The organism is Spirosoma litoris, assembly GCF_054776755.1.
In genome coordinates this window covers 50693-75351 of the sequence record NZ_BAAHBI010000066.1, presented here as the reverse complement: position 1 = coordinate 75351, position 24659 = coordinate 50693, and the positions used below count along the sequence as shown (strand labels likewise).

Genomic DNA, 24659 nt, shown 5'->3' with positions numbered 1-24659 from the left:
CGGAATGACAAAAAAATCAATTTTAGGTCTATTTATAAAAGTTTAAACAGCTTCAGTATCAAAAGCATCTGCTCAGCGTGAATAAATTGCCTGTAGTAAAGATGAGCCATTTGACACCAGTCGCAGTTTGGGCAACCGGTCGGGATTACAACAATGCCAGATGGTTCTTTGCTCTTTTCAGATGACAACAACGGCGTCATTTATCGGGTGAGTGATAAACCATAACTGGGCAATCCAGTACTAGCTTTCTATGTGTATGGTACACCAACTGTTCGGTGATTTATTTCACAAAGATGACTCACTAACCGATGGGCAAATGGCTTGTCGAACCCTGGTTACCTTCTTACTGGCTATTATTCTGGTTCGATTGGCTGGCCGCCGGGCCTTTGGTTTACGCTCTCCTTTTGATTCCGTTATTTCACTGTTACTGGGAGCCACACTCAGTCGGGGTATTGTCGGGGCTTCTTCCTTTACGGGTACCCTGGGAGCTTGTTTCCTCTTAGTTATCCTCCATCGATTGCTGGCCTACATATGCCTCCATAGCAGCTTCATAAGCCGTCTGGTAGGTGGAAACACCAACGTGCTATATGAGAATGGCCAACTCCATCGGAGAAATTTGGCCCGTATGCAGGTTAGCGAACAAGACCTAAACGCAGCTATCCGGCTGATGAGTAATGAAGCCACTCTGGACGATATAGACAGTGCATTTATTGAGCGAAATGGGGAAATTAGTATTGTAAAGAAGAAAGTGTGAGCGCCAACAATAGCCAACGCAGTTGAACGCTGGCCGCTTTAAACGCCAATAATAATCGACCAGGCCTTTTCTCTTTTAACTAACGTAGGTTCGGGATGAAAAATGGCCCGTAAGGCCTTCACAGCGTAGCGTCGGTAGAAATTTGAAACCGAACTCCCTACCGACGCTGCGCTGTGAAGGCCCTAATGGGCCAAAACAAATTGTTGTATTATATTGACCATACCCCTGCCATTCCTGACAATAGTCTATCCTTAATAGCCTGGGTTTTGTTTGAGCAACGTGTTGTTGTTAATCTCTGTCTGCGGAAAAGGGAACAGCAGATAATTGGCATCTCGGCTGCCACGCATTTGCTGAATAATATCCAGCGCCGTTACTAAATGTACCTGACTGGGATTTGCCAGTGTTTGACGAGCGTACCGGAGCAGGTCAAACCAGCGCTCACCTTCGAAGGCTAGTTCAAGCCGCCGTTGTCGGTCAACTTCATTCCGAAACGCCTGTTGCGTTCCAACACCTGACAACGGCAAAGCTTGTAAGCCCGCCCGTGTACGAACCATATTCAGTTTGTTAAGTCCATCCTGGGTTGGGCCACTTTGTTCGTTCATAGCTTCAGCATACATCAGGAGCACATCGGCCAGCCGCACTACGTAGTAATTGTCAGGGCTATTGAAGGCGTTGGGATTACTCCGCCATTTGTAGACAAACGGGCCGTTGTCGTTCGCGCTCGTAGAACGATTCATAACAAAACTGGCGTGATTACGCCCCGCCTGCGTTACCTCACCCGTAAACTTCCAGCGCTGATCGTTGAGTGTATCGGCATAGGCTAGTAATTCGGCCGTTGGGATGTTAAATTTGGGAAAAGAATACGTAGCGGGTGGCGACGGCAGCAGGAGATCGGGCAGGATGAATCCGCCGTCGGCCGCACCCGCAAACTGCACTTCAAAAATGGATTCAATTTTGTTTTCAGGCGGAAACAACTCGTTAAACGTCGGTGCCAGTTGATACAATGAACTGTTGATCACTGGCGTAGCGGCAACAATAGCCTCAGCCCACCGCTGTTGGTTCAGATAGACTTTGGTTTGCAGGGCATTAACGGCCGTCTTGATAACCCGCGTTCGATTAGCGGACTGACTGCCATAGTTGCTATTCGTTCGTTGCTGAGCCTGCTGCAAATCACTGAGAATCTGAGCATAGACTTCCTCCGTCGATGCACGCGCCAACGTAACCACGCTCCCTTCACCTGACTCGGTGGGTTGTAAACGTAAGGGTACTCCACCGTATAAACGAACCAGATTGAAATAATGCAACGCCCGCAGAAAATATGCTTCACCTAGAATCTGACTCCGCCGAACAGTATCCATCGAGATGGCAGGAACGTACTTCAGCACCGCATTGGCCCGGTTAATACCAATGTAGGACGCCTGAAACACGTTGTTTACCTGGCTGGTCAGCGGTGTCCAGATAATCCGTTCCATGGCGTTCACGTCGCCATTGGTACTGGTAGTGTTGTCTGACGGCATTTCGCCCACTACGTTCAGATCCTGCCCGTAAAGCCCGGCTTGTTGCAACGCATCATAGGCTGCCGTCAGACCCGATTCGGCATCATCGGCATTCTGAAAAAAGTTTTCCGGAGTAATACTGGGTAATGGGTTCTTGTCAAGCACGGTACAGCTTGCCAGACCGGCGAAAAGAAGAAATATAATCGCTAAATTTTTCATGACTTATATCTTGTTGAGTATCGTTTTTGGGCTCTGTAAATTCCTAAATCCGCTTTGCTCTCCTCTCCCGTTTTGGGCGGTCCGCCGTTGCGGGAGAGGGGCTATAACAGCCCTCCTCTCAGGGCATTTAGGAACTTAGAACCGTTTTCTTAAAAATTGACATTAACCCCAACCGTGTACGTACGGGCCTGTGGGTATACACCGTAGTCACGGCCGAAACCGACCGACGAGAAAGGATCGGCGCTTACTTCGGGATCGTAGCCGGTGTAGCTGGTGAAGGTGAGCAGGTTTTGCCCAGTCAGATAGAGTCGGGCACTGCTGATGCTCAGTCGTTGCAATAGCTTCGACTGAAAATTGTAGGCAACGGTCAGGTTTTTTAGGCGGGTATAGGTACCGCTTTCCAGGAACCGAGTCGAGAACCGGTTGTTCTGGTTGGGGTCGTACCGAACGGCGCGGGGAATGTCGGTATTCGTATTGGTTGGTGTCCAGCGGTTCAGGACACGCGTTGTCTGATTAAATGGGTCTGACATCCCTTCAATGTTGACCCGGTTCTGGTTGTAGATGTCGCTGCCGTAGCTGCCCTGGAAAAACACGCTCAACTCAAAACCTTTATAGGTCAATGTATTGGTTAATCCCGCAAAGAATTTCGGGTTTGGATTACCGATGATGGTCCGATCATTGGCGTCAATAACGCCGTCACCGTTCAGGTCAGCAAATCGAATATCGCCCGGTTGTGGATTGTTGGGTTGGGTGGCCGCCTGCGAAATCTCACTCGCCGAGCTAAAAATACCCTGCACTTTATAGCCATAAAATGAACCGAGGGGTGCTCCTTTCTGGGTAATGGTATAATCGCCGATGATCGTTCGGTCGACATCCTGCCCCTGTTCGTTCCGCAGTGTACCGATATCGACAACACTGTTTCGGTTCAGACTGAAATTGAAATTGGTGGTCCAGTTAAGCCCGCCCTCCTGGCTCTGCACGTTAGTGCTGTTGATACCAATCTCGATTCCTTTATTCTGCACGGTACCGATGTTCTGAATAATCTGAGGGTTTTGCGCTCCTGCATTAAAGGGCAACGGTACGTTGGTCAATAGGTTGGTAGTACGTTTCAGGTAGGCATCGAAGGTCAGCGTAATGCGGTTATTCACCAGCGAGGCATCCAAACCCGCGTTGTACTGCCCGGTGGTTTCCCAGCGTAGTTGATTATTTCCAATCTGACTCGGCGCTATGCCTCCCTGAATTCCACTCGTTCCAGCATAATTATAGCCTGAACTATACGTACTGAATCGCTGATAAGCCCCAATTTCCTGGTTGCCGTTGGCCCCATAGCTGAGCCGCAGTTTCGTTTCGCCCAACCAGTTTGTTTTTGGGAAAAAGGCTTCACGAGACAGGCGCCAGCCCAACGACAGCGCTGGGAAATAACCAAATCGGCTTCCCGGCGCAAATCGGCTGGAGCCATCAGCCCTTACACTGAGTGTAGCCAGATACCGTTCCTGATAATTATAAATCGCCCGGATAAAATAACTCATCAACCCCCACTGATCCTGGTAACTCGACGGCTGCGTAAACTGCGTACCCGCCGATAGGTACGGCACCGCATTCGACGGGAAACCCGTTACAGAGGCACTGGACGTAAACCGATCCGATGCCTGAACGGATTGGCCCGCCAGCAGCGTTAGCCCATGATCTCGACCTAAGTCAGGGTTGTAGGTCAGTGTGTTTTCCCACAGCCAAACTACCTGCTGATTAGTACCCGTGCGAGCACTTCCCCGCGTGGCCGAACTGGCGTTCTGGGTGCCGGGATAATCGCGACTGATGAACTGGTTTTCCAACTGCGTCCGAAAATCCAGACTGATCGCACTCCGAAGCGTCAGGTTTTTCAGAATATCGGCTTCTCCGTAGAAATTGCCAATCACCTGATAAATGGTAGCCGCATTATGCGTTTCCAGCAGGTTACCTACAGGATTATCCAGCTGCTGAAAGGGATTAATAGCGTACGTACCGTTCGCGTTTCGGATCGGGATAGTTGGAATCTGCGCCAAAGCGCCCAGTACCGTACCGGAGTTCTGGAGTCCGAGTTCACTCCGGGCGCTGGTGTTGTTGTAGGTGCGGCTCAAAGTCAGGCTGGTACCCACCCGAAAGCGGTTACTCAACTGCTGATCCAGATTAAGCTTAAAACTGTACCGGTCGAAGCCCGAGTTGAGCATAATACCCGTCTGCTTAAAATAGCCTCCAGAGATGTAGTATTTTGTCCGCTCATTGCCTCCACTTACACTAAGCTGATAGTTTTGAATCGGCCCTGATCGGTAAATGGCATCCTGCCAATCGGTGTTGTACGGGATCGAATCCAGGTTCGCAAACGCGGGCGGGTTTCCGGCAGCAGCCTGGGCATCATTGAAATACTGAGCAAATTCGCGGGAATTGAGCATTGGAATTTTCCGACGTAACTGCTGGACCCCGTAGTACACGCTCAGGCCAACCTGCGCCTTCCCCGACTTGCCCCGTTTAGTTGTGATCACGACCACTCCGTTGGACGCCCGTAATCCATAAATCGCCGAAGCCGCTCCGTCTTTCAGCACGTCGATGGATTCAATATCATTGGGATTGATGCTGTTGAGCGGATTTGGTCGCTGATTCCCAATACCCAGTTCCTGATCGTAGGTTGGCAGAATCTGCACGCCGTCGATCACGTACAGGGGTGAGTTGGTCAAGCTGATGGAGTTGTTGCCCCGAATACGCACGTTGATACCCGCACCAGGCTGGCCGGTAGGCGCCGTCACCTGAATGCCTGGAGCCTGCCCCTGCAATGCCTGATCGAAACCGGCAACGGGCTGTCGCTCAAGGGCCCGGCTACTCACCGACGTAACGGCGGTGGTTAATTCCTGCCGTCGCTGGGTGCCATAGCCTACCACAACCACTTCGTTCAGGGCGTGAACGTCGGTCCCCAGCGTTACGTTGAGTGTTGTGCGATTATTCAGGGGGATTTCCTGCGATATAAAGCCGATATAACTAAACACCAGTGTCGCATTGGCGGCCGTCACGTTAAGGCTATAGTTTCCGTTCACATCGGTGACCGTACCCGACGAAGTTCCCTTTATCACAACACTTACGCCGGGAAGCGCTTCCCCGGCATCACTGGTCACTTTCCCCGTAATGGGTTGAGCCATAATTGCCCCAGGCAGCAGGAGGCACATGAGGTAGTGGACAAAAGAAGCTCGTTTACAGGCAGTAAAGTGGTTTAACCATTTCTGTAGATTGTTCATAATCGGATAAAACGTTGAGTTCATGACTATCGACTAGCCCATTATTGATGGGTCTCTGCCATCGGCATTAGCAGAGGACCGCGTTTAGGGAGGAACAGACCTTTTGTGAAAAGGCTGAAAAGTTGATCGGAAAGTAAGGAAACGGCTGTTAGTTGATGAGGTATTGATCATAGGCAAGCCTATGACTCAATTAATTCTCTAGCTCCGGTAGCACACCAATCGTTTGCGTATTTATCCATTTAGTCCGCTTCCTCACTAATCCTCTACTTCACTTTCCGGGCCATACTGTTAATACGTTTTCCTGGGAATTAATGTCGCTAGCGTTACAGAGGTTATCCCCTGGCCTGCCAATGGTACTTGCGACTAATCACCATGCTATACCTTTCTGCACATGAAGTTTTTTGTTCCTTTCTCTACGAATACTGAACAGGCTGAACGAATCTGTCAGCGGGTTGAAAAACGCCTGATCGGTATGGGTTTTTCACCCCTGAAAAATCGGATGTACCAGGTTGTGTTTTACCGCGATGAGCTACTGGTTACCGATACGGTGGGTCATCCCTGCCCCCTTACAGGCGAAATCGTCATCGCCATCTTTAAAAATGATCTGGGGTATCTGATCTGTAGTTACAGCCGGGGGGTCACCGCTGGTGACCCGATCCTGGCGAAATACAGCACGGTTCAGTCAGCTATCGCTTTCGATGAATAATTACGTTACGTACGTTCCCTTACCTCACAATTGGCGGAAGTTCTGGCTACTCACTTGGTGAAGCCAGTTTCAATGCTGCTAACCTACCTAACGCATGGTTCAGATCGGATTCCTGGCTACGAATCGGCCAACTAAAAAAAAGAGAGGCAAGAGAAAACGCCAGCTGGCCATGGAGTCCGAAGGGCTGACCCACAACAATACCCGAAAACCCCTTCAGCAATGAACATCAATCGCTCAAGCCCGGTAAAGCACTGGTGGTTACTCGTACTACGAGGCTTACTTTATATACTGCTGGGAGGCAGCATACTGATCCGCACTGGCTCCTTCCCCAATCAATCAGCACAACTTCCTGGCGGTCTGCTGATTGCAGCCGGGCTTTGCGGGTGTATTTATGCCGTTTACATACTACGAACTGATCGAAACTATTTCTGGGAGTTACTTAGAAGTGTTTTCGACATTGGCTTTGGCATCGCGTTGCTGGCTTTTTCAGCAGGTAGCGAGCCTCGCTCTGCCGATATTCTTGGGTTCTGGGCGGTGGTGTATGCCTTTATCCACGTGGTGCAGGCGATCTATATTTTCATGCTCCTGGGTGGAAAACAACCTCGAAACATTTTGGGCAATCTACTTCATATGTTTAACGTCCTCCTGAGTGGTGGAATTGCGTATGCAATACTATCGTCCGACGATGAAGCTATTTCAACTACCCTGATTGGTTCCTTTATCTGTGGCTTAGGCGTAAGTATTATTCTGCTTGCTATTCAGCAGCGCACTATCCTGCTGGCCAATAAGCTGATTTAGGACCTTTTTCGTGGGCTTCTAGTGCTGTTCTAATTTAGATTCTATAGATTCTCGGGGCCGCCCGCGCGGTTGATTCTATCATTCCTGATTATAAGCAAAATAGCAATTGAAAGAATCTATAGAAACAGTTAGAATCTAAATTGGACGAGTACTAGTTTAAACCTGATTTTAGTGAGAACAGTAAAGACATCTGGATACATCTACAAACCCTGCCGGAGCTGAAACGCGATGTTTAGCGTCTAAACGGACTCACACGTTGCCGTTTAACTTACAGTGGGAAAAACATTGGCAGGATTACGGTCAATAGTGAGGGAGTAGACCTTTGTGTACAAATCACGTACGCTTAGGCAAACTGTAGGAGCCTGTCAGTTCTTGATAATTACTTCACATGGCCGTTGTCTTACTTTATAGTACAGACAGGTGGGTCAGTGGGTTAAGCAGTTATCAAATTACCTCTTATTTAAATGGCAGCAACAGATAAAGCTGATTACTGGCAGCCCCTCACTAAACCAGAACAAGCCTCTCAATGGGTTGTCGGCCTTCAAGATCATTTTAAACAGGCAACAGACGTACAGGATGTTCCCTGGCAGTTTGGCCGGGGCCAGCTACAGACTAGCCTGACACCCAATTCATTCTGGATCATTTACTCATTCGGAACGGCGGGAAAGCTGGCGATCCGTACCTGTTTCGATCCACAAACCATTCAGTCTGTTAAACGTTCCCGAACAACAGATTCCTCCGCCGAATACCAAATCGACGGATCGTTGGGCGTTTTTCGCGTCAACATCGAACATAGCCTGGAGGAGCCGATGGTACTCCGGTACACTACGTCGCTGAAACCTAAGCAGGATTTTAGCGTTCAGGCGTTTCCTAGGGATGTGTATGTTCTCGATGAGCAGTATAATCCTACAACTACCGAAGGCATGCTCTATGTAACACAGAGCGGCCCCACGGCTGGACTGGCCTATCTGTCCGTAACCAAACCGGTTGAAGGAACGCTACTTTATTTCCAGAACCTGACGGCGCTCAACGACTATTGCCAGATGACCCATACCGACCCATCGGGTAGCGTGACAGCCCAGTGGCCCGAGGTCGGGTTTTCACTGCCAACCGCCGAACAACCGCTGAAAGCGGGCAAAGAAGTCGTGCTGTCCGATGCGTTTCTGTATCTGAGCGAAACTATCCCCGCCAATGAATTTGAAGCAGCCGACTGTTTCCTGGAAGCTGTTGCCTGCATTTACAGCCAGTTGCCTAAGCCCGAAACGGCTTATTACGACTGGCCCAAAGCCGCCGAACGAACCATTAAGGCTCTGGAAGAATCACCCGACTGTGGCCGGCGGATTAAAAACCACTTTTACGTGAATGCTTATGTAAGCGCCACCAGGAAGCCACCCGAAAGCATGGTGCAACTGGCCATTCTGGTGCCCTTGTGGGAATATCAGCAATGGGCCAGAAAGACGGTGCCGCTGGTAGACCTGTTGCAGAAAAACATACCAACCTTTTATGACGACAAAAAGGCGACCCTGATGCGGTGGTTACCAGGTCAGCCCTTTGCGGAGGGAGAGAATAGCGAAGAGGAAGATCACAATAAAATTGACTCCTGGTACCTGCTGCACACGCTGATGAACCTGGGCCGGTTGACTGAAAAAGGCGATCAGGAAGCTAAGGACCTGCTGTTTCACTCACTGGAATTTGTCATAACAGCCGCCCATACATTCAAGTATAACTGGCCGGTTTTTTACGACAGCCGAACCTTGGCCGTTATTAAGGCTGAAACGAGTGAAGGAGAAGGTGGCGAACTGGATGTAGCAGGTCTATATACGCACGTGATGATTCAGGCTTATGAGCTGACCCGAGACTCCCGTTACCTGGACGAAGCTAAACAATCGGCGGAGCGGCTGCGGGGTAAAGGGTTTGAACTGCTTTACCAGTCAAACATAACCATCATGAGCGCACTGACGCTGGTCAAACTCTGGAAAATTACGGATAACCGACTCTATTTCGACCTGAGTCGGCTGAGCCTTGCCAACGTAATTGCCCGATTGTGGATCTGGGAATGCAGCTTTGGCTCCGGTCAGGCGCGGAGTACGTTCATGGGCGTAGCTCCGCTCAAGGACGCCGAATACCTGGCCGCTTACGAAGAAGCGGAAATTATGGCAACCATGCACAATTACCTAAACGAAGTAGGTATGGATACCCCCGAACCGATTCGGGTGTTTTTCGCCGAGTTTACAAAATACCTGCTGCACCGGGGACGCTACTATTTTCCAACCGAACTTACGTCGGATATGCTCAGCCAGGAGCCCCGTGAAGGACGGATTATTCCGGAGCTGCCCATCCCGCTGGAAGACATGGCAACGGGCTGGAAGCAGGTCGGAACGGTTGGTCAGGAAGTTTACGGGGGCGCTCTGGCCTATATTCTGGCCACCTATGCGTACAAGCGATTCGAAGGTGTACCCGTTATTATCTATAGTGAATACCCTGTTTATCAGGCCGAATACCAGCTCACCGATAAAGACAGTGGGTATGCCGTTTTGCGCCTAAGTGGTACCACCGACTATCGTTGCCGGGTACGCTTACTAACTGAAGGCAGGCAGTTGCCCAGGGTGCAACTCATGGACGAAGATGATTTGGCCAGAAAGCCTTTCAAACCCACTGAGCAGGATAAGACCTATCAGGAATATGAGGTAAAAGGCAACCTTCGAATTCGGATAGAATGGTCGAAGAAGAACTAGATAAGCAGAAGTTATATCAATCACCAACGTTATGGAGCAATCAACCTTTCACACCGCCGTCGAGTCATTGGCCGATAAGCGGATTTTAATTACTGGTGGTACTACAGGCATTGGACGGGCTATTGCCAATTTAGTAGGCTCTTACGGAGCCAGCATTGTTATGTTTGGTCGTCATCAGGCGCAGTTAGACGAAGTCCTCTCAGCCGTTCGGGGAATGGGCAGCCGGGCGGAAGGTATTGTGGCCGATAGTGCCAAAGCGGATGATATTCAGCGCGTCTTCCAACTGGTCGACGAAACGTTGGGGGGGCTGGATATTCTGATTAACTGTGCTGCCCTCGGTGCTGAATCCATCGACGAAATGGCTGATGCCGATTGGCGCTACGTTATCGAAACGAATCTGATGGGCTATCTGGCCACGACCAAAGAGGCCCTGAACCGGATGAAACCTCAACAGCGCGGCCACATTGTGCTGGTTGGGTCTATGAGCGCCGACGTGCGGGAAGAAGGCAGCTCGGTATATGTAGCCACCAAATCCGCCATTCAGGGATTTGCCGAGAGTTTACGGAAGGAAATCAATCCGATGGGTATTAAAGTGAGCCTGGTGGAGCCGGGCGCAGTGGGTTCGGATATGCAGGAGACGACGCCCGAAGCAGAACGCGAAGGCCAGCAGAAAGGGGATATGCTCCGGGCGGAAGACATTGCCGTTTGTGTGCATTACATCCTGACCCAACCGCAACGCTGCGATGTTGTTTCGGTGCAGATCCGCCCCCATCTACAACTTATTTAAATGCAGTTAGTATGTCTTTTTCGACCGATCAGCTCATTTTCACTCCCAACGACATTGACCTTCAGTTCTCGCCATTGCGGCAGACAATCCAGGCTCAAACGTATGTACTGGGCGCTTTTAATCCGGGACTGACGCGGTTACCCAATGGAAATCTGTTGCTAATGATTCGGGTGGCCGAAGCGCTCAATCAGCCTATCATTGGCGAAACTATCCATGCCATTCGCTGGGACGCCGACGTGGGGTATCAACTCGACACCTACCCGCTTAGCAGTGTGAATGCAGCTGACCCACGCAAGTTTCAACTCCTGGGAAACCTGTATAAGGTGATGGCCCTTACTTCCCTATCGTGGCTATTGCCGGTGGAACTGACGCCTGACGGAACCAGCGTTCTTCAAATTCACTACGATAAGATCATTTCGCCCCAGCGAACGTATCAGGAGTATGGCGTTGAAGATGCCCGCATCACGAAGATTGAGGGTACGTATTACATGACCACCTGCTCGGTCAGTTCGGAGCGACACTCAACAACGCTCTACACTTCCACCGACGGACTAACGTATGCGTTGCAGGGCATTATTCTGGATCATCAGAATAAGGATATGGTCTTTTTTGAGGGGAAAGTCGATGGAAAGTTTTTTGCCCTGACACGCCCTCTGGGTGATTTATATTTTACCACGCCACCAGGCTGTTCGTACTATGCCGGACCAACGATCAATGTTGCGCAATCGCCCGATGGGTTGCACTGGAAACCGCTCGATGAGCCGTTTATCCGAGCCCGTAAAGGATCGGCTTCGACCATGAAACTGGGCGGAGGTACGCAGCCCATTCTGGCCGACCAAGGCTGGCTGATGCTCTATCACGGTGTTGAATTACGGGGAGTAGTTGGCATTTACCGCACCTTCTGGGCATTGCTGGATGCGCAGAATCCAAGTCAGATTCTGCACCTGGAGGATACAACACCCGTACTCGAAGCAAACTCGGCCCTAACCGAACCCATAAAAGACCAACTGTATCTGTCCGACGTAGTCTTTACAACGGGTATGGTCGATGCGGGAGATTATTACGTCGTGGCTTCGGGAGAATGCGATCTGGCCTGCCGCATCACCCATATACCAAAAACTTTTTTTCGGTGGAACATTACACCAATTGATAACAGGCCATGACCGATGTGGTGTCGGTTTCTCAAAACCGACACCACCCTAATAGATGTAGCAGGGGGCTTCTGGATCCTCTCTGGACAAGCTATATATGGATGAAAGTGGTGTAAAAGGCCACAAGAAGCTCGACAAAGTGATGTCGACGGTAGAATCGACTGCGTCGGATGCCAGTCTGAAAGGAATTGGCAAAGCGGCTCACCCACTCGTAAAAACGCCCCTGAAAATAGCGAAACAAATTGACAGTAAGCTGTAAATACTGCACTAGTACTCGTCCAATTTAGTTTCTATAGATTCTTTAGGTTCTATCGTCTTTGATTATCAGCACAATAGGACCAACCGCGCGGGCGGCCCCGAGAATCTATAGAATCCCCTAGAATCTAGTTTGCCAAAACACTAGTGTCAATTTTAGTACTAAAAAGCCGTATTAGCCTAAGCCAATACGGCTTTTTAGTGGGGTGCTTTTTACAAACTAGTACCTTAATCAGCAAAGTAGACAACCTCTAAGTCTTTCAAAAATAAAAGTTAACAGCCTAATGTAACTATCTACCCAGCAAGTTGTTATTCCTTTTAATAAATCACCCCTTCCCTGTATACTATGAAAAGTAACGATGATTATCTGCAAAATAAAGCAAATTTCAGGCGAGCTAAAGTATTGGCCATCGAGGACAATGATGATCAGTGGCTAGTGATTCAAAAAGCCATTACGGAGATTTTACCCGAACTAACAACCGTCCGGGTTTCGGCACCAGCCCAGGCACTCACCTTATTAGAGGAATGGCAAACACAGGAATGGGAAATTCCGAAATTGATTCTTCTGGATTTATATCTACCCCAGGATAGTGATGGATGGGATTTACTCCAACAAATTAAAAATATGCCACCTCCATTCAATCGTATTCCAATTGTCATGCTTAGCTCATCCATGAGTAAAACCAACATTAGAACAGCTTACGAACTTGGCATTTCCTCGTATCTGGTGAAACCGATTGATTTTCAGGAGTGGCTTTCGTATTTCAGAGAATTACGCACCTACTGGTGGGAAACCGTTACGCTACCACCACTTCAATATAAGCTTTAATCCAGAAAGCCACTTAAGCAATCAAAGCCACTTAAGCAATCATGTAAATTTGAACTAAGCTATATTTTGTGTGACCCCGACGGGGTCAGATGTTTATAGATAGACTCTATTTACTATAAACATTTGACCCCATCGGGGTCACACAAAATATACGTCGCTTTAATCTTACTTGATTGCTTATGTCTAGGCTACAAGCCGTTGTTGAGCTTTTTTAGCTGGTAACTGTTTAGTTGGCGACTCTTTCTTGTTTGATCACGCATACGCCGATTACTGGCCAAAAAGGTATTATATTGTTTCTGGAACTGAATGCGTAACGACTTATCGGGATAGGTAACGAGCCGGGCCTTTGCTAACAGGATTGTGGTTTCTAAATGCCCAATTAATTGCTCATAGTAGTTTTCTAATTGAATATACCACCCTTTCAACTCCTGGTTGTCAGGCTTATAAGACGGCGTTGGTTGCTGGGACAAAAGCTGATGCCACTGTTGCTGTAAGTTACTTATATGAGCCAGAATTGGTTGTCCGTCAAACGCTTCGATAGGTACCTTAAAGCGTTCCTGCCGATCAACAATCACGGCCTCCTGCACCATCCAGCCGTCAGCAACTAACTGAGTCAACAGCTCGAATGCCGACTCATGATTGGGAACCGAGTAGCCAAGATGGCTACACTGGATTCCGTATATAATTCCGTTGATAAAGAGTATCATGACGTTAAGTAGATGATCAGTTATAGCCTGTAGCGGCAGTTACGTCAACGAAAACAGCATTCCAGTCTTCTATAAAACGACCTATTCCAAACCGACTCAAGGCTAAATGGCGAGCGTTATCGCCCAGACGCTTTGCTTCAATGGGATTGTCGAGTAGAAATTGCATTCGGTCAATTAGTTCCTCCGGGTCAGCGGATACAAATCCGTGGACACCATTTTGAATGACGGTCGGCAATTCAGTCGTTGCCAGAGCAACGATTGGCATACCCATGGTCATCGCTTCAATTACGGCCAGCGGAAGGCTGCTGTACCGCATGGGACTGAACAGAAACCGATATTCGGCTACGCGACGATGTAGCTGGCTATAATGGATTTCACCAATACCGCCAATGTCGGCCGATTTCATGCCCGCTACCGTAAGGGGTACGCGCTGGCGCATTTGCTCGAACAAATCAAATCCGGCCATTCGGCCCCGACGCTGCAATTCATTAACAACTACGATCCCCTCCCGAAGATGGCCGTCGTACCGAAGAGCCGGATCTATGGCAACGCTATGCTCGATGACCCGTATAGGAGTTTGTCCATTATCCCACATCAGTTTATTATACTGGGTCACATGAATTAACATAACGTTAGGGTTATCAGCAACCGGATGTTGTGAATCGGTTGGATGTGGCTCCGGCGCATTATGCTCCAGGTAAATCGTTGGTAGGCGCCGATGTTCTACGGACAAAATCTCAAAGCGATCTGATTGATAGTTATGGGGAGTCTGGCAAATAATAAGGTCCAGCTTAAGATTACGTACTTCTTCTGCCGGAATTTCACGCACGTATGAAGGCATCGTCGAGTCTTTTCCCCGGCCAACATAGCCTTCTCCTCCCTCCGCTTTAACCGGTACGTACCAGTTATGAACCGTTTGGGTGATGGCCGTGAGATAGGCTCCGTGAATATGCCAGATCAAGATATTTAGTGGTTCCATGAAATTGTCCTCCCTGGAGCTGAACCGGGTTGTTGGTTAGATAAATCAAGAACTCCAACGGCTAAGGGAGTCAACAGTTTAATGACTTCACTGAATTTGAACTCGTTAGACTGAACAGGGGCCGTTGTCTTATAAATGTTCCGTTGTCTCACAAAATAGTCTCTTGTGTTGGCCCTTCGTTGCTGAGGGTAAGTTACGATCTTGCTTTTACGGGATAAATCTTAGCCTGTGATAGTAAGTGTAATGGAGAAACGACTAGCCCTGATTTCCGAACATGCCTCTCCCCTGGCTGCAATCGGGGGCGTTGATGCGGGTGGACAGAACATCGCCGTGGCAGAACTAGCTTGTGGCCTGGCTCAACTAGGCTATAGCGTGGATGTGTTTACCCGATCAACTTCATCCAGTGAACCTAAAATTGTGTTCTGGAAACCTCGCATTCGGATCATTCACATTGTGGCTGGCCCACAACAATATTTCGCTAAGGAACTGCTGCTCCCCTATATGGATGAATTTGCGCAGAACATGGGGCACTTTATTCAGGAGCAAGCTACGCCTTACCGGCTTGTACACGCACATTTTTTCATGTCGGGTTTAGTCGCCCTTAAGTTGAAGCAGCAATTCAGGTTACCTTTTGTGATCACCTTTCATGCTCTGGGCCTGGTTCGGCGAATGCACCAAGGAGCTGATGACGGATTTCCTGCTGAACGTATTACGCTTGAAAAACGAATTATACAGGACGCTGATGGCATTATAGCCCTTTGCCCGCAGGACAGTACCGACCTGACTACTTTGTATGGTGCATCACCCAGTAAAACGACCATCATACCCAATGGCTACAATCCAGCGGATTTTTTTCCGGTCGGTCAGGTAATAGCTCGCCAACAATTGGGTCTTGACCCAAAGACGCCCCTTCTGCTTCAACTGGGTCGCCTGGTTCCCCGAAAAGGAATTGCTACGGTTATTCAGGCACTGGCGCTGCTAAACCAAAAACAGGCGATACCTGCTCAGTTATTGATCGTTGGCGGAGACTCCAGGTGTGCAGACGCAGCCTTAACGCCCGAAATTGGCCGCCTACAGCAACTAGCTTCGGATTTAGGCATAGAGGAACAGGTCACGTTTACGGGCAGTCGCACGCGTCATGAACTCCGTTATTATTACAGCGCGGCTGATGCCTTTGTCACGACGCCTTCTTATGAGCCTTTTGGTATTACGCCCCTGGAAGCGATGGCCTGCGGAACACCCGTTGTTGGATCGGCGGTAGGCGGAATCAAACATACCGTACTGGCCAACAAGACCGGTTTTTTAGTCCCTCCCAACGATCCGGCTGCTTTAGCAGCCCGGTTAGCCATATTGCTATCATCTAAAACCCTTCGTGACCAATACAGCCGAGCCGCCATTCAGCACGTTCAATCCGGATATACCTGGCAGCAGGTCGCACGTCAAACGAGCGATTTATACGATCTGATAACAAATGGGCGAATTCGAACAGGCATCTGGCTGGGCGCTAGTCAGAATCAGCTCCCCACCCTTTATCAACCCAAAAAACACGTATGAATAAGGCCGTCTTCTGGGACAAGGATGGTACGCTGATTCCTGATATCCCTTATAATGTCAATCCGAGTCGGATAACGCTGTATCCCGATGCGGGGGAAAGCCTAAGCCGACTTCGGGATGCGGGGTTTAAGCTAATTGTGGTATCCAATCAGGCCGGAATTGCCCAGGGGCTGTTTTCCGAAACGGCGTTAGCAGACGTGTGGCATCGACTTACCGAATTATTAAGTCCTTTCGGTGCTGAACCCGACGCCTTTTATTACTGTCCGCATCACCCCAACGGATCGGTAAAGGCTTATACTCAATTCTGCTCGTGCCGGAAACCGGAACCGGGTTTGCTACTACAAGCCGCGTGGGAGCATCAGCTTGACCTAAAAGCCTCCTGGATGGTAGGCGATATTTTAAACGACGTAGAGGCTGGTAATCGGGCTGGATGCCGTACTATGTTCATTGATCGTGGTAACGAAACGGAATGGTTAATTACCCCACATCGACTTCCGGATGCCAGAGCCCAAAGCCTATGGGATGCCACTACCTATATAGTAGCGCATAACGATCTAACAGCAAAAACGAAACAACCACTGAACGTATGAGGAATCCGGACTTTTGGCGAGATGGTCTTCGTATCTTATGCGTTCGGCTGGACAATTTAGGCGACGTGGTCATGACAAGTCCCGCTTTTCGGGCACTGAAAACAACCTGGCCCAACTGTCAGCTCACCGTATTAACGTCGTCCGCAGGGGCGGCTATTGCCGAATACATATCTGAGGTTGACAACATCATTCGGTTTGATGTCCCGTGGGTGAGTAGCGACACCAACGCCCGAAACACGCTTCTCCCCTTGGCCACTCAGTTGAAAGCGTTTGCCTTCGATGCTGCTATCATCTTTACCGTTCAGAGTCAGAGCCCGCTACCAACAGCGATGCTGTGTTATTTGGCTGATATTCCACGGGTTTTGGGCTATTGTCGGGAAAACCCCTACCAGCTCATGACTGATTGGGTTCCCGACCAGGAAGTACTGATGGCCACGAGACACGAGGTAGAACGCCAACTGGATTTAGTAAAGGCAATTGGTTGTCAGACTGTTGACCAACAACTATCACTAACGATTCCTTCCGCTGACCGACAATACGTACGAAATCTGCTGGCTGCGAATGGGTGCGATCAGGATCGCCCTTGGTTAGTGCTGCATCCGGGTGTTAGTGAAACCAAACGACAGTATCCTGCCGACGATTTTGCGCAAGCGCTTATTCGGCTCAGGCAGGAATTGGGCTGTCAACTAGTGCTGACGGGAGGTGCGAATGAAGAACGTCTGGCTGCCCGGATTCAGGAACAAATCCGCCTGTATTCTGACGAGGAACCAGTCATTAATCTGGCTGGACAGTTAACCATTGGACAATTAATTAGCCTGCTGGCCGAAGCCCCTTTGCTAATTGCCAACAATACGGGTCCGGTTCACATGGCTGCAGCCGTCGGAACGCCCGTGGTGGTCCTATACGCCAAAACCAATCCGCAGCATACACCCTGGCAAATACCCAGCCGGGTCTTATATTTTGATGTACCGGTAGGGTTGCGCTCCAGAAATGTGCTGCTACAGCAATTCCCCGAAGCAATTCTATCCACGGCTTCACCCGAAGCAATTGTACAGGCCGTCAATGAACTGATAGCGGAGCAAGATTTATTTTCTAAAAACGACGTAGTATGTACACATTAGGTATCAATGCTGCTTTTCATGACCCGGCTGCTGCGCTGGTTAAAAATGGAGTGGTTCTGGCAGCCGCTGAAGAAGAGCGTTTTACGCACATCAAACACGGCAAACGACCCATTCCGTTTTCTACCTACGAGTTACCCTACAATGCCATTGATTTCTGTTTAAAAAAAGCAGGAATTACGCTTTCCGACGTTCACCATATTGCCTATTCGTTCGATCCCAACGCATTACCCGGCAATCATCAGACAACCAATACCGTCGAACTACCGCTCAAACCGGGTTCTCTGTCTGGCACTGATCTGCCAGCGGGTTGGCTCAATCCCTATGATGGTCTGTTTCTATCCAGTATTCTAAATGCGCCGGGCCACTTGGTCGATGGTGTGCCGTTACATCTGGCCAGCCAATTTAAGGGAGTCACTGCCCAGGGGCCTTATCAGTGGTATTTTGTCAATCACCACATATCACATGCAGCCAGTGCCTTCTTGCCTGGCCCTTATGATCGGGCGGCCGTATTAGTACTCGATGGCCGGGGCGAAGTAGCTACTACGAGCTACTGGCTAGGCGAGGGCAATCATCTTGTTTCGCTGGGCGAGGTCTGCCTACCGCATTCGCTGGGACTGATGTATGAGCAACTGACTACGTATCTGGGCTTTCTACATTCGTCCGACGAATACAAGGTAATGGCACTGGCCTCATACGGCAAGCCCGTTTATGCCGATTATTTCCGGCAACGGATTCGACTGACCGCTCGGGGACAGTATACGATTGCACCGCTCAATCTAGCGGAAACCTTTGGCCCCGCTCGCCAGAAAGGTGGCCCTTTGAACCAGCACCACTTCGATCTGGCGCATTCGGTCCAACTCGTTCTGGAAGAGACTGTACTTAAGATTTGTAACTGGCTACGTCAACAGACCAACACCGACAATCTTTGTTTAGCGGGTGGCGTAGCGCTCAACTGCGTCATGAATGCCCGTCTGCGCGATCAGGGACCGTTTCGAAATATTTGGGTACAACCTGCTGCGGGCGATGCAGGTACGGCACTTGGAGCTGCCATGTGGATCGATGCCCAGCAACGTAGCATAACAACCGCGTCTTCTGCACCAACCTTGTCGTCAGCAGATTATCTCAGTCGAAATGAACGACGTTACGTAATGGAGCAGGTTTATCTGGGACCTTCTTTTAATGATGATGAAATAGAAGCGTTTTTACGCTGGTCGAAACTGCCTTACCGGCGAATGGCCGATCCAGCCAATGAAGTGGCTGCGTATCTGGCGGCTGGGAATGTAATCGGGTGGTTTCAACAGGGTATGGAATTTGGCCCCCGGGCCTTAGGTGCCCGCTCAATCATTGCGCCCCCGTTTCCGGCCGAGATGCAGTCCCGGCTTAATGATCTGAAAGACCGGGAAGAGTTTCGGCCCGTAGCACCAGCCGTACTGGAAGAAGCCGCTGATACGTATTTTCTGAACGCCCGTCAGTCGCCATTTATGCTGTTTGTTAATGAAGTACGCCCAGAAATGATCAGTACGATTCCGGCCGTGACTCATACCGATGGAACGGCCCGAATCCAGACGGTGAATGAACGACAGAATAAACCCTACTATGATCTAATAAGGGCGTTTGCCGAACAAACGGGCGTGCCTGTGCTGATCAATACCTCGTTCAACACGCGGGGTGAGCCCATTGTCTGTACCCCCCGCGATGCGGTCGAGTCGTTCTGGACTTCCCCGCTGGATGCACTAGTCATTGGCTCGTTTTTCCTGGAGAAAAATACCAGTCAAGGGCAAGGGTCCCTACTTGAAGGAACCGCGCAAACGGTCGTGACGGCTTAACCAACCTTTAGCGATGAAACCTGTCATCACGGTTGTCATACCTACCTATCAACGGCCTGCCTTATTGCAGAAGTGTCTGGAAGCTCTGGCCCACCAGCACGTGTTGGCGTGGGCTGAGGTCGAGATAATCGTTGTTGTCGATGGTATTGATTTTGAGGTATTTGACCTAACTTATCGGATGAGCAAACAGACTGGTCTGGTGATCAAGTGTCTGCAACAAAAGGAACGTCGAGGCCCGGCGTCTGCCCGAAATCGGGGTTGGAAAGCCGCTGGTAGTCCATTTATTGCGTTTACCGATGATGATTGCCTACCCCAGCCTACCTGGTTACTGGCGGGTTTATCGCTGTTGTTACGCGGGGGTAAGGTCGTGACGGGTAAGGTGAAAATGCCGTTACCCGAACAACCCACGCATCAGCAGCGAACAACCGCGCTGCTGGAAACCGCCGAATTTGTCACAGCTAATTTGTTTTGCTGGCGGTCGGCTTTGGAGCAGGTGGGTGGGTTTGATGAACAGTTCGACAGTGCCTGGCGCGAAGACAGCGATTTACAGTTTAAATTCCTGGAAGCAGGCATCCCCATCAGCACATGCCCTGAAGCGGTTATTGTCCACCCCATCCGACCAGCCAATTGGTATGCTAGCCTGCACAACGAACGAAAAAATCGCTATGACGCTCTACTGTATAAGCGCCATCCCGAGTTATTCAGGCAGCGTATTCCGGCCTACAAACCCTTAGTCATCCGGTATTACCTATCGGTGATCGGGTTGCTGATCGGCCTGTTGGCAATCGGTATAGGGCAAACCAAACTAGCTATTGTTTGTCTTGGCCTTTGGGGCTTATTGACAGTCAGACTTATCTGGGAACGACTACAGGGGCATTTCGATAACTGGCAGGTGTTCAAACAAGCAACACTAACCAGTTTAGCAACGCCCTTTCTGTCGGTTTACTGGCGCCTTCACGGTGCCTTTACGTATAAAACATGGTTTTGGTAACTCGTAAACATGGATAAATTAACGGAAGCCTTAGGGTACACACCCCGAAAAATTGCCGTTTTTCGGGCGATAAAATTAGGGGATTTACTCTGTGCCATACCCGCATTTCGAGCCTTACGGCAGGCGTTTCCAAAGGCCCATATCGCCTTGATCGGCCTGCCCTGGGCAGAGGAGTTTGTTGGGTGCTATTCGCAGTATTTTGATGAGTTTGTTTCGTTTCCGGGCTGGCCGGGCTTACCTGAACAGCCACTGAATCCAGATCGGACCGTTACGTTTCTACAAGCGATGCAAAGCCGGCAGTGGGACGTAGTCCTTCAGCTTCAGGGCAATGGAACCCTCGTCAATGCGATGCTTCACTTGTTCAATGCCCCAGTCATAGCAGGTTATTATTTGCCTGATCAACGATCCGAACGATGGGTAGCCAAGACAGGTCTTTATATGCCTTATCCCATTAATACGCATGAGGTGTTGCGGCATGTTTGGCTGATAGAGTTTCTGGGGATTGCCCCGCGGGGCTACGAACTTGAATTCAGCCTGACCGAAGCAGATCGGTGTGAAGCCCGTAGGCTACTGCATCAGATCGGAGCCGAACCAAAACCCTTCATCTGTTTGCATGCGGGGGGCATTTCCGGCCGACGCTGGCCTGAGCATCAGTTTGCGGCTGTTGCCGATGTGCTGGCTGAGCAGGGCTATACGATTGTGCTCACAGGAACAGCCAGTGAGCAAGCTATTGTCGAAACCGTTCAGATGGCTATGAAGTATCCATCGGTATCGATAGTTGGAAAAACCTCTCTTCGCCAGTTAGCCGCTGTAGTGAAGGAGGCAGCTTTGCTGGTTAGCAATGACACCGGTGTGGCGCATCTGGCGGTTGCCTGTCAGACGCCTAGTATTGTGATATTCACCTCGGCCGACCCTGCCGAATGGGGGGCCTTAGATCAGAGTCGCCACCGGGCTGTGCGTGAAGATGATCAGGATTGTTACCAGCAGGCAGTAGCGGCCGCTACTGATTTACTGATGACTACTCTGGCAAACACGGCTTGAATCATGGCGTCGGCGGTAGCTGATGCATCATTAATCAGAACTAGGGGAACATCCGTGATGGAGGCCCAAAAACTTGCTTCATTATGAGCGTTATTAAACCTGCTCTTCAACATCCAGAGCGAATTGCCTACTTCGCGGGAGCGAATAATTACTGCTGGGTCCATTTTCGGGATGGCGACAAAAAATTGCTGGCCAAACCCATTAGCTACCTTGGAACTCTGCTACCCAATTTTATTCGGGTGCATAAAACCGTTTTACTCAATCCAGCTTACGTCAAAAGTCTGGACTACCCTCCGCGGAATAAAATGGCAGGCAAAGTCCATTTAGATAGTGGTGAGGTCTTTCCTGTCAGTCGTCGTCGCTGGCCGAAGGTAATGAAATTTTTTACTCCTCTAACAAAGAATACGTTTGTTGACGAGGCCGATTTTCCTTCTGACGCTCCAGATCTTGGGCAATCGGGCTTACCCGTTTTTTCCATCTTTTTCATTTCTGATGAAAAGGAGAAAACGCTACTAACGAAGGAAACAATCAGAGAAAAATGGCCCACTTGCCACGTATATACCGATCAGCAAAGTACAATTTTGCTGGAAATGCTGAAGCAATTACCCGAGCAGGACTTTCCAACCTTAATTTTGATAGATGCCCAGACAAAAACACTGGAGCGCTTATACACGCTAAGGCGTTTGAAAAAAGATAGCCGTCTCAGCAGTATTCCCGTTATTTTATTGGTTTCCCCAACCGATCAATTGATTATTGATGGCTACCATTACCAGGCCAACTCGGTCATCTCGATACCAATACAATATATGCCATTTGAGCTAATGATCGAACGCATTTGCCAGTTCTGGTTGCGCATCGTCTCCTTACCCGGCATGGGGCAGTAGCGGAACGATAGCCTATAAAACTGGTATTTTAAGCGAAATTTAAGCGTGAATCTATGGATACTAAATCATCCAGTCAATTAGAAGCAGCTAAGCCATCGATTCTGGTCATTGAAGATAATGCCGATGACTATTTCATGATTCAATGGGGCTTACTTCAGCAATTTCCAACTGTAGAACTAGTTTATGTTCAAGATGCTACCCAAGTAATTCCGTATCTGGATTCATGTTTTCAGCAAGAAACGGGCTTACCCAGATTGATTTTATTGGACTTATATATTCCGAGCGCTAAAGTAGGTCTGAGTGTGTTGAAAAGCTTAAAATCCCATCAGGTATATCAGCAAATCCCGGCCATCATTCTGAGCCGCTCTGCTGATCCCGATGATATGGGAGAGGTATTTAAATACTCAGGAAATTCATATATGATTAAACCAGCACAGCCCAAAGAATGGCTCGAAGCTTTCTCTCTACTAGAGGATTACTGGAAATAACGGTACGAGGTTAATATAAAACTAAATCCATCATTAATACAGATATAGCATTGAAACTGCTCTCAAAGCTACTATGCATCTTCAAAGTGAAGCATTGGGTAAGCTTGTTATTAAAGTTACATAATAGCTATATCTGCACATGAAATTCTCAACTTTATCGGATAACCGTCCCTAATTATCTTTTGTTAAATGAAGTGACTTAGTCTAAATAGGGTATCAATTTTAAACCAAACTGATACCCTATTTAGGTATATATTTTCGTCCAATATAATGTCAAACCCCTCTATTTTCTGAACGATCTAAACTACTGTAAATTAAGCAATTGAATCCTATTCGACCATATAATGAAATCGTCCACGAAAACGTCCGATTCTTGTCAGGACAAGAGATAACGGAGTAACGCTGGATTTTTCCAAGCCTGGTAAGCCTACTGATAACCCGTTTATTGACCGGGTCGCCGGTGCGATCCTTCAATGGGAGTTTTCGCGACGAGTGCTTGAACGCTCACCGCTCCGGCGGCCCAGTGGTTTTTATCCTTGGAAGATGCCCGTGAAAAAATCGAGGCTTGGCGAGTGGAATATAATGCATTTCGACCTCATAGTTCACTTGGCGGACTGACGTCAGATGAGGCCGGAATGGGCGTCGAAAGAAGAATAAATGAACGTCCGATCCTCAATCTTTGAGTGGTACGCTTTTCGGGAGGACCTCATGCATAATGAACGCTTCGGGCGTTGAGTCGTTTCCCTGTTTCTGCCTCTTTTACAAATCGCTCAATATAGGCGGGGAAAGTTTCTTTCTCAACAGCAATAGGAGTTGGTAGCGTATCCTTCTTAACTCGTCCTGTTTCTGCATCCAGTTGCTGTTTAATGGATTCGTTTGTAAAAGGGATATTGGCCAGTTGGAGCCGGGTAAGAGCAGTCTTGAAGATTGACCGGTAGCGATCGAGATGAGCATTAATCATTTCAAACGGCTCACGGGCAACTCGATTCTTTTGATTGGTATAAGCGCGTTGGCGCTCAGTATCCCATTGAAAAGGCTCAATAGTCAAGCCAATCGAGTAAACGAGCCGCTGATTCGCATAGCGATAAAATAAAGATATCAGCGTGGGCCGGTCGAGCGGGGAGATTTGAGCAGAAACTTAATGTCCTGCTCAGAAACAGTCTTCAAGAGTGATACTTGGTTTGGTCAAGACCAAGAAACAAACTATTTCAATAGGGTTGACGGAATAGTTGGCGGATTAACTTTAGTAAAGTTAATCGTAAAGTACAATAAAGCGAAAAAGGCTAACCAGTTGATATAGAGATTTTTCACTCTAAAACTGATTAGCCTTCATTCAAAAACTGAGCCTCCTACGGGATTCGAACCTGCGACCTACGCATTACGAATGCGTCGCTCTACCAGCTGAGCTAAGGAGGCTTTTTACTGCTTTTGCGGGTGCAAATATAACCGTTTGGAATTTAAGAACGCAAGTATCCGTTCTATTTT

The 24659-nt window shown here is 49.0% G+C and carries 21 protein-coding genes, 1 tRNA gene and 1 pseudogene; 17 read left to right on the top strand and 6 right to left on the bottom strand.

The window, feature by feature from the left end:
• The first annotated feature begins 256 nt into the window (after window positions 1-256).
• Complete coding sequence (locus ACYVGR_RS32335) at window positions 257-754, top strand: DUF421 domain-containing protein (protein WP_460964272.1); 498 nt, start codon at window positions 257-259, stop codon at window positions 752-754.
• Window positions 755-1005: 251 nt separating this feature from the next.
• Here the strand turns inward: ACYVGR_RS32335 and ACYVGR_RS32330 are convergent, their stop codons facing one another.
• Window positions 1006-2469: a RagB/SusD family nutrient uptake outer membrane protein gene (locus tag ACYVGR_RS32330; protein ID WP_460964271.1), complete on the bottom strand. Its 1464-nt coding sequence runs from the start codon at window positions 2467-2469 to the stop codon at window positions 1006-1008.
• A gap of 149 nt (window positions 2470-2618) precedes the next feature.
• Window positions 2619-5732, bottom strand: coding sequence for a SusC/RagA family TonB-linked outer membrane protein (locus ACYVGR_RS32325; RefSeq protein ID WP_460964269.1), 3114 nt, complete (start codon window positions 5730-5732; stop codon window positions 2619-2621).
• Window positions 5733-6123: 391 nt separating this feature from the next.
• Between ACYVGR_RS32325 and ACYVGR_RS32320 the strand changes: the two genes are divergently transcribed.
• The 7 genes from ACYVGR_RS32320 to ACYVGR_RS32290 all read left to right on the top strand — a co-directional run bounded on the left by ACYVGR_RS32320 (window position 6124) and on the right by ACYVGR_RS32290 (window position 12993).
• Window positions 6124-6438 carry a hypothetical protein gene (locus tag ACYVGR_RS32320; protein ID WP_460964268.1) on the top strand — a complete coding sequence of 105 codons (315 nt, stop codon included), beginning with the start codon at window positions 6124-6126 and terminating at the stop codon, window positions 6436-6438.
• 219 nt (window positions 6439-6657) lie between these two features.
• Window positions 6658-7236: a hypothetical protein gene (locus ACYVGR_RS32315; protein WP_460964266.1), complete on the top strand. Its 579-nt coding sequence runs from the start codon at window positions 6658-6660 to the stop codon at window positions 7234-7236.
• 464 nt (window positions 7237-7700) lie between these two features.
• Complete coding sequence (locus ACYVGR_RS32310) at window positions 7701-9971, top strand: hypothetical protein (RefSeq protein ID WP_460964264.1); 2271 nt, start codon at window positions 7701-7703, stop codon at window positions 9969-9971.
• A 31-nt stretch (window positions 9972-10002) separates the two neighbouring features.
• Window positions 10003-10758, top strand: coding sequence for an SDR family oxidoreductase (locus ACYVGR_RS32305; RefSeq protein ID WP_460964262.1), 756 nt, complete (start codon window positions 10003-10005; stop codon window positions 10756-10758).
• Window positions 10759-10769: 11 nt separating this feature from the next.
• Window positions 10770-11921: a glycoside hydrolase family 130 protein gene (locus tag ACYVGR_RS32300; RefSeq protein WP_460964260.1), complete on the top strand. Its 1152-nt coding sequence runs from the start codon at window positions 10770-10772 to the stop codon at window positions 11919-11921.
• Between the two features lie 85 nt (window positions 11922-12006).
• Window positions 12007-12168, top strand: a complete 162-nt coding sequence (locus ACYVGR_RS32295; protein ID WP_460964258.1) for a hypothetical protein — start codon at window positions 12007-12009, stop codon at window positions 12166-12168.
• Between the two features lie 342 nt (window positions 12169-12510).
• A complete protein-coding gene (locus ACYVGR_RS32290; protein WP_460964256.1) occupies window positions 12511-12993 on the top strand; it encodes a response regulator in 483 nt (160 codons plus the stop codon).
• Window positions 12994-13181: 188 nt separating this feature from the next.
• On the opposite strand, the gene ACYVGR_RS32285 is transcribed toward ACYVGR_RS32290, so the two are convergent.
• Together ACYVGR_RS32285 and ACYVGR_RS32280 are read right to left on the bottom strand one after the other, a co-directional pair.
• The gene (locus ACYVGR_RS32285; RefSeq protein ID WP_460964254.1) at window positions 13182-13700 is read right to left on the bottom strand and encodes a hypothetical protein; all 519 of its coding nucleotides are present in this window, start codon (window positions 13698-13700) and stop codon (window positions 13182-13184) included.
• 16 nt (window positions 13701-13716) lie between these two features.
• On the bottom strand, window positions 13717-14679 hold the full coding sequence (locus tag ACYVGR_RS32280; protein ID WP_460964252.1) for a glycosyltransferase family 4 protein: 963 nt from the start codon (window positions 14677-14679) through the stop codon (window positions 13717-13719).
• A 243-nt stretch (window positions 14680-14922) separates the two neighbouring features.
• Between ACYVGR_RS32280 and ACYVGR_RS32275 the strand changes: the two genes are divergently transcribed.
• The 9 genes and pseudogenes from ACYVGR_RS32275 to ACYVGR_RS32235 form a co-directional block, all read left to right on the top strand.
• Window positions 14923-16233, top strand: a complete 1311-nt coding sequence (locus tag ACYVGR_RS32275) for a glycosyltransferase (RefSeq protein WP_460964250.1) — start codon at window positions 14923-14925, stop codon at window positions 16231-16233.
• Window positions 16230-16823 carry a D-glycero-alpha-D-manno-heptose-1,7-bisphosphate 7-phosphatase gene (locus ACYVGR_RS32270; RefSeq protein WP_460964249.1) on the top strand — a complete coding sequence of 198 codons (594 nt, stop codon included), beginning with the start codon at window positions 16230-16232 and terminating at the stop codon, window positions 16821-16823. Before ACYVGR_RS32275 ends, ACYVGR_RS32270 begins: the two co-directional genes overlap by 4 nt.
• Window positions 16820-17944: a glycosyltransferase family 9 protein gene (locus ACYVGR_RS32265; RefSeq protein WP_460964247.1), complete on the top strand. Its 1125-nt coding sequence runs from the start codon at window positions 16820-16822 to the stop codon at window positions 17942-17944. The genes ACYVGR_RS32270 and ACYVGR_RS32265 overlap by 4 nt, the downstream gene beginning before the upstream one ends.
• The gene (locus ACYVGR_RS32260) at window positions 17932-19770 is read left to right on the top strand and encodes a carbamoyltransferase family protein (RefSeq protein ID WP_460964246.1); all 1839 of its coding nucleotides are present in this window, start codon (window positions 17932-17934) and stop codon (window positions 19768-19770) included. The genes ACYVGR_RS32265 and ACYVGR_RS32260 overlap by 13 nt, the downstream gene beginning before the upstream one ends.
• 13 nt (window positions 19771-19783) lie before the next feature.
• The gene (locus ACYVGR_RS32255; RefSeq protein ID WP_460964244.1) at window positions 19784-20761 is read left to right on the top strand and encodes a glycosyltransferase family 2 protein; all 978 of its coding nucleotides are present in this window, start codon (window positions 19784-19786) and stop codon (window positions 20759-20761) included.
• A 9-nt stretch (window positions 20762-20770) separates the two neighbouring features.
• Entirely contained in the window at window positions 20771-21802 is a 1032-nt protein-coding gene (locus ACYVGR_RS32250; RefSeq protein WP_460964242.1) for a glycosyltransferase family 9 protein, read from the top strand.
• Between the two features lie 83 nt (window positions 21803-21885).
• Entirely contained in the window at window positions 21886-22686 is an 801-nt protein-coding gene (locus ACYVGR_RS32245) for a LytTR family transcriptional regulator DNA-binding domain-containing protein (RefSeq protein WP_460964240.1), read from the top strand.
• Between the two features lie 53 nt (window positions 22687-22739).
• On the top strand, window positions 22740-23174 hold the full coding sequence (locus ACYVGR_RS32240; protein ID WP_460964238.1) for a response regulator: 435 nt from the start codon (window positions 22740-22742) through the stop codon (window positions 23172-23174).
• 390 nt (window positions 23175-23564) lie between these two features.
• Window positions 23565-23857: pseudogene (locus ACYVGR_RS32235) on the top strand (integrase core domain-containing protein); the annotation flags it as partial.
• 23 nt (window positions 23858-23880) lie between these two features.
• On the opposite strand, the gene ACYVGR_RS32230 reads toward ACYVGR_RS32235, so the two are convergent.
• Both ACYVGR_RS32230 and ACYVGR_RS32225 read right to left on the bottom strand, forming a co-directional pair.
• The gene (locus ACYVGR_RS32230) at window positions 23881-24222 is read right to left on the bottom strand and encodes a hypothetical protein (RefSeq protein ID WP_460964236.1); all 342 of its coding nucleotides are present in this window, start codon (window positions 24220-24222) and stop codon (window positions 23881-23883) included.
• A 295-nt stretch (window positions 24223-24517) separates the two neighbouring features.
• Window positions 24518-24590 (bottom strand) — tRNA-Thr (locus ACYVGR_RS32225).
• Window positions 24591-24659: the final 69 nt, after the last annotated feature.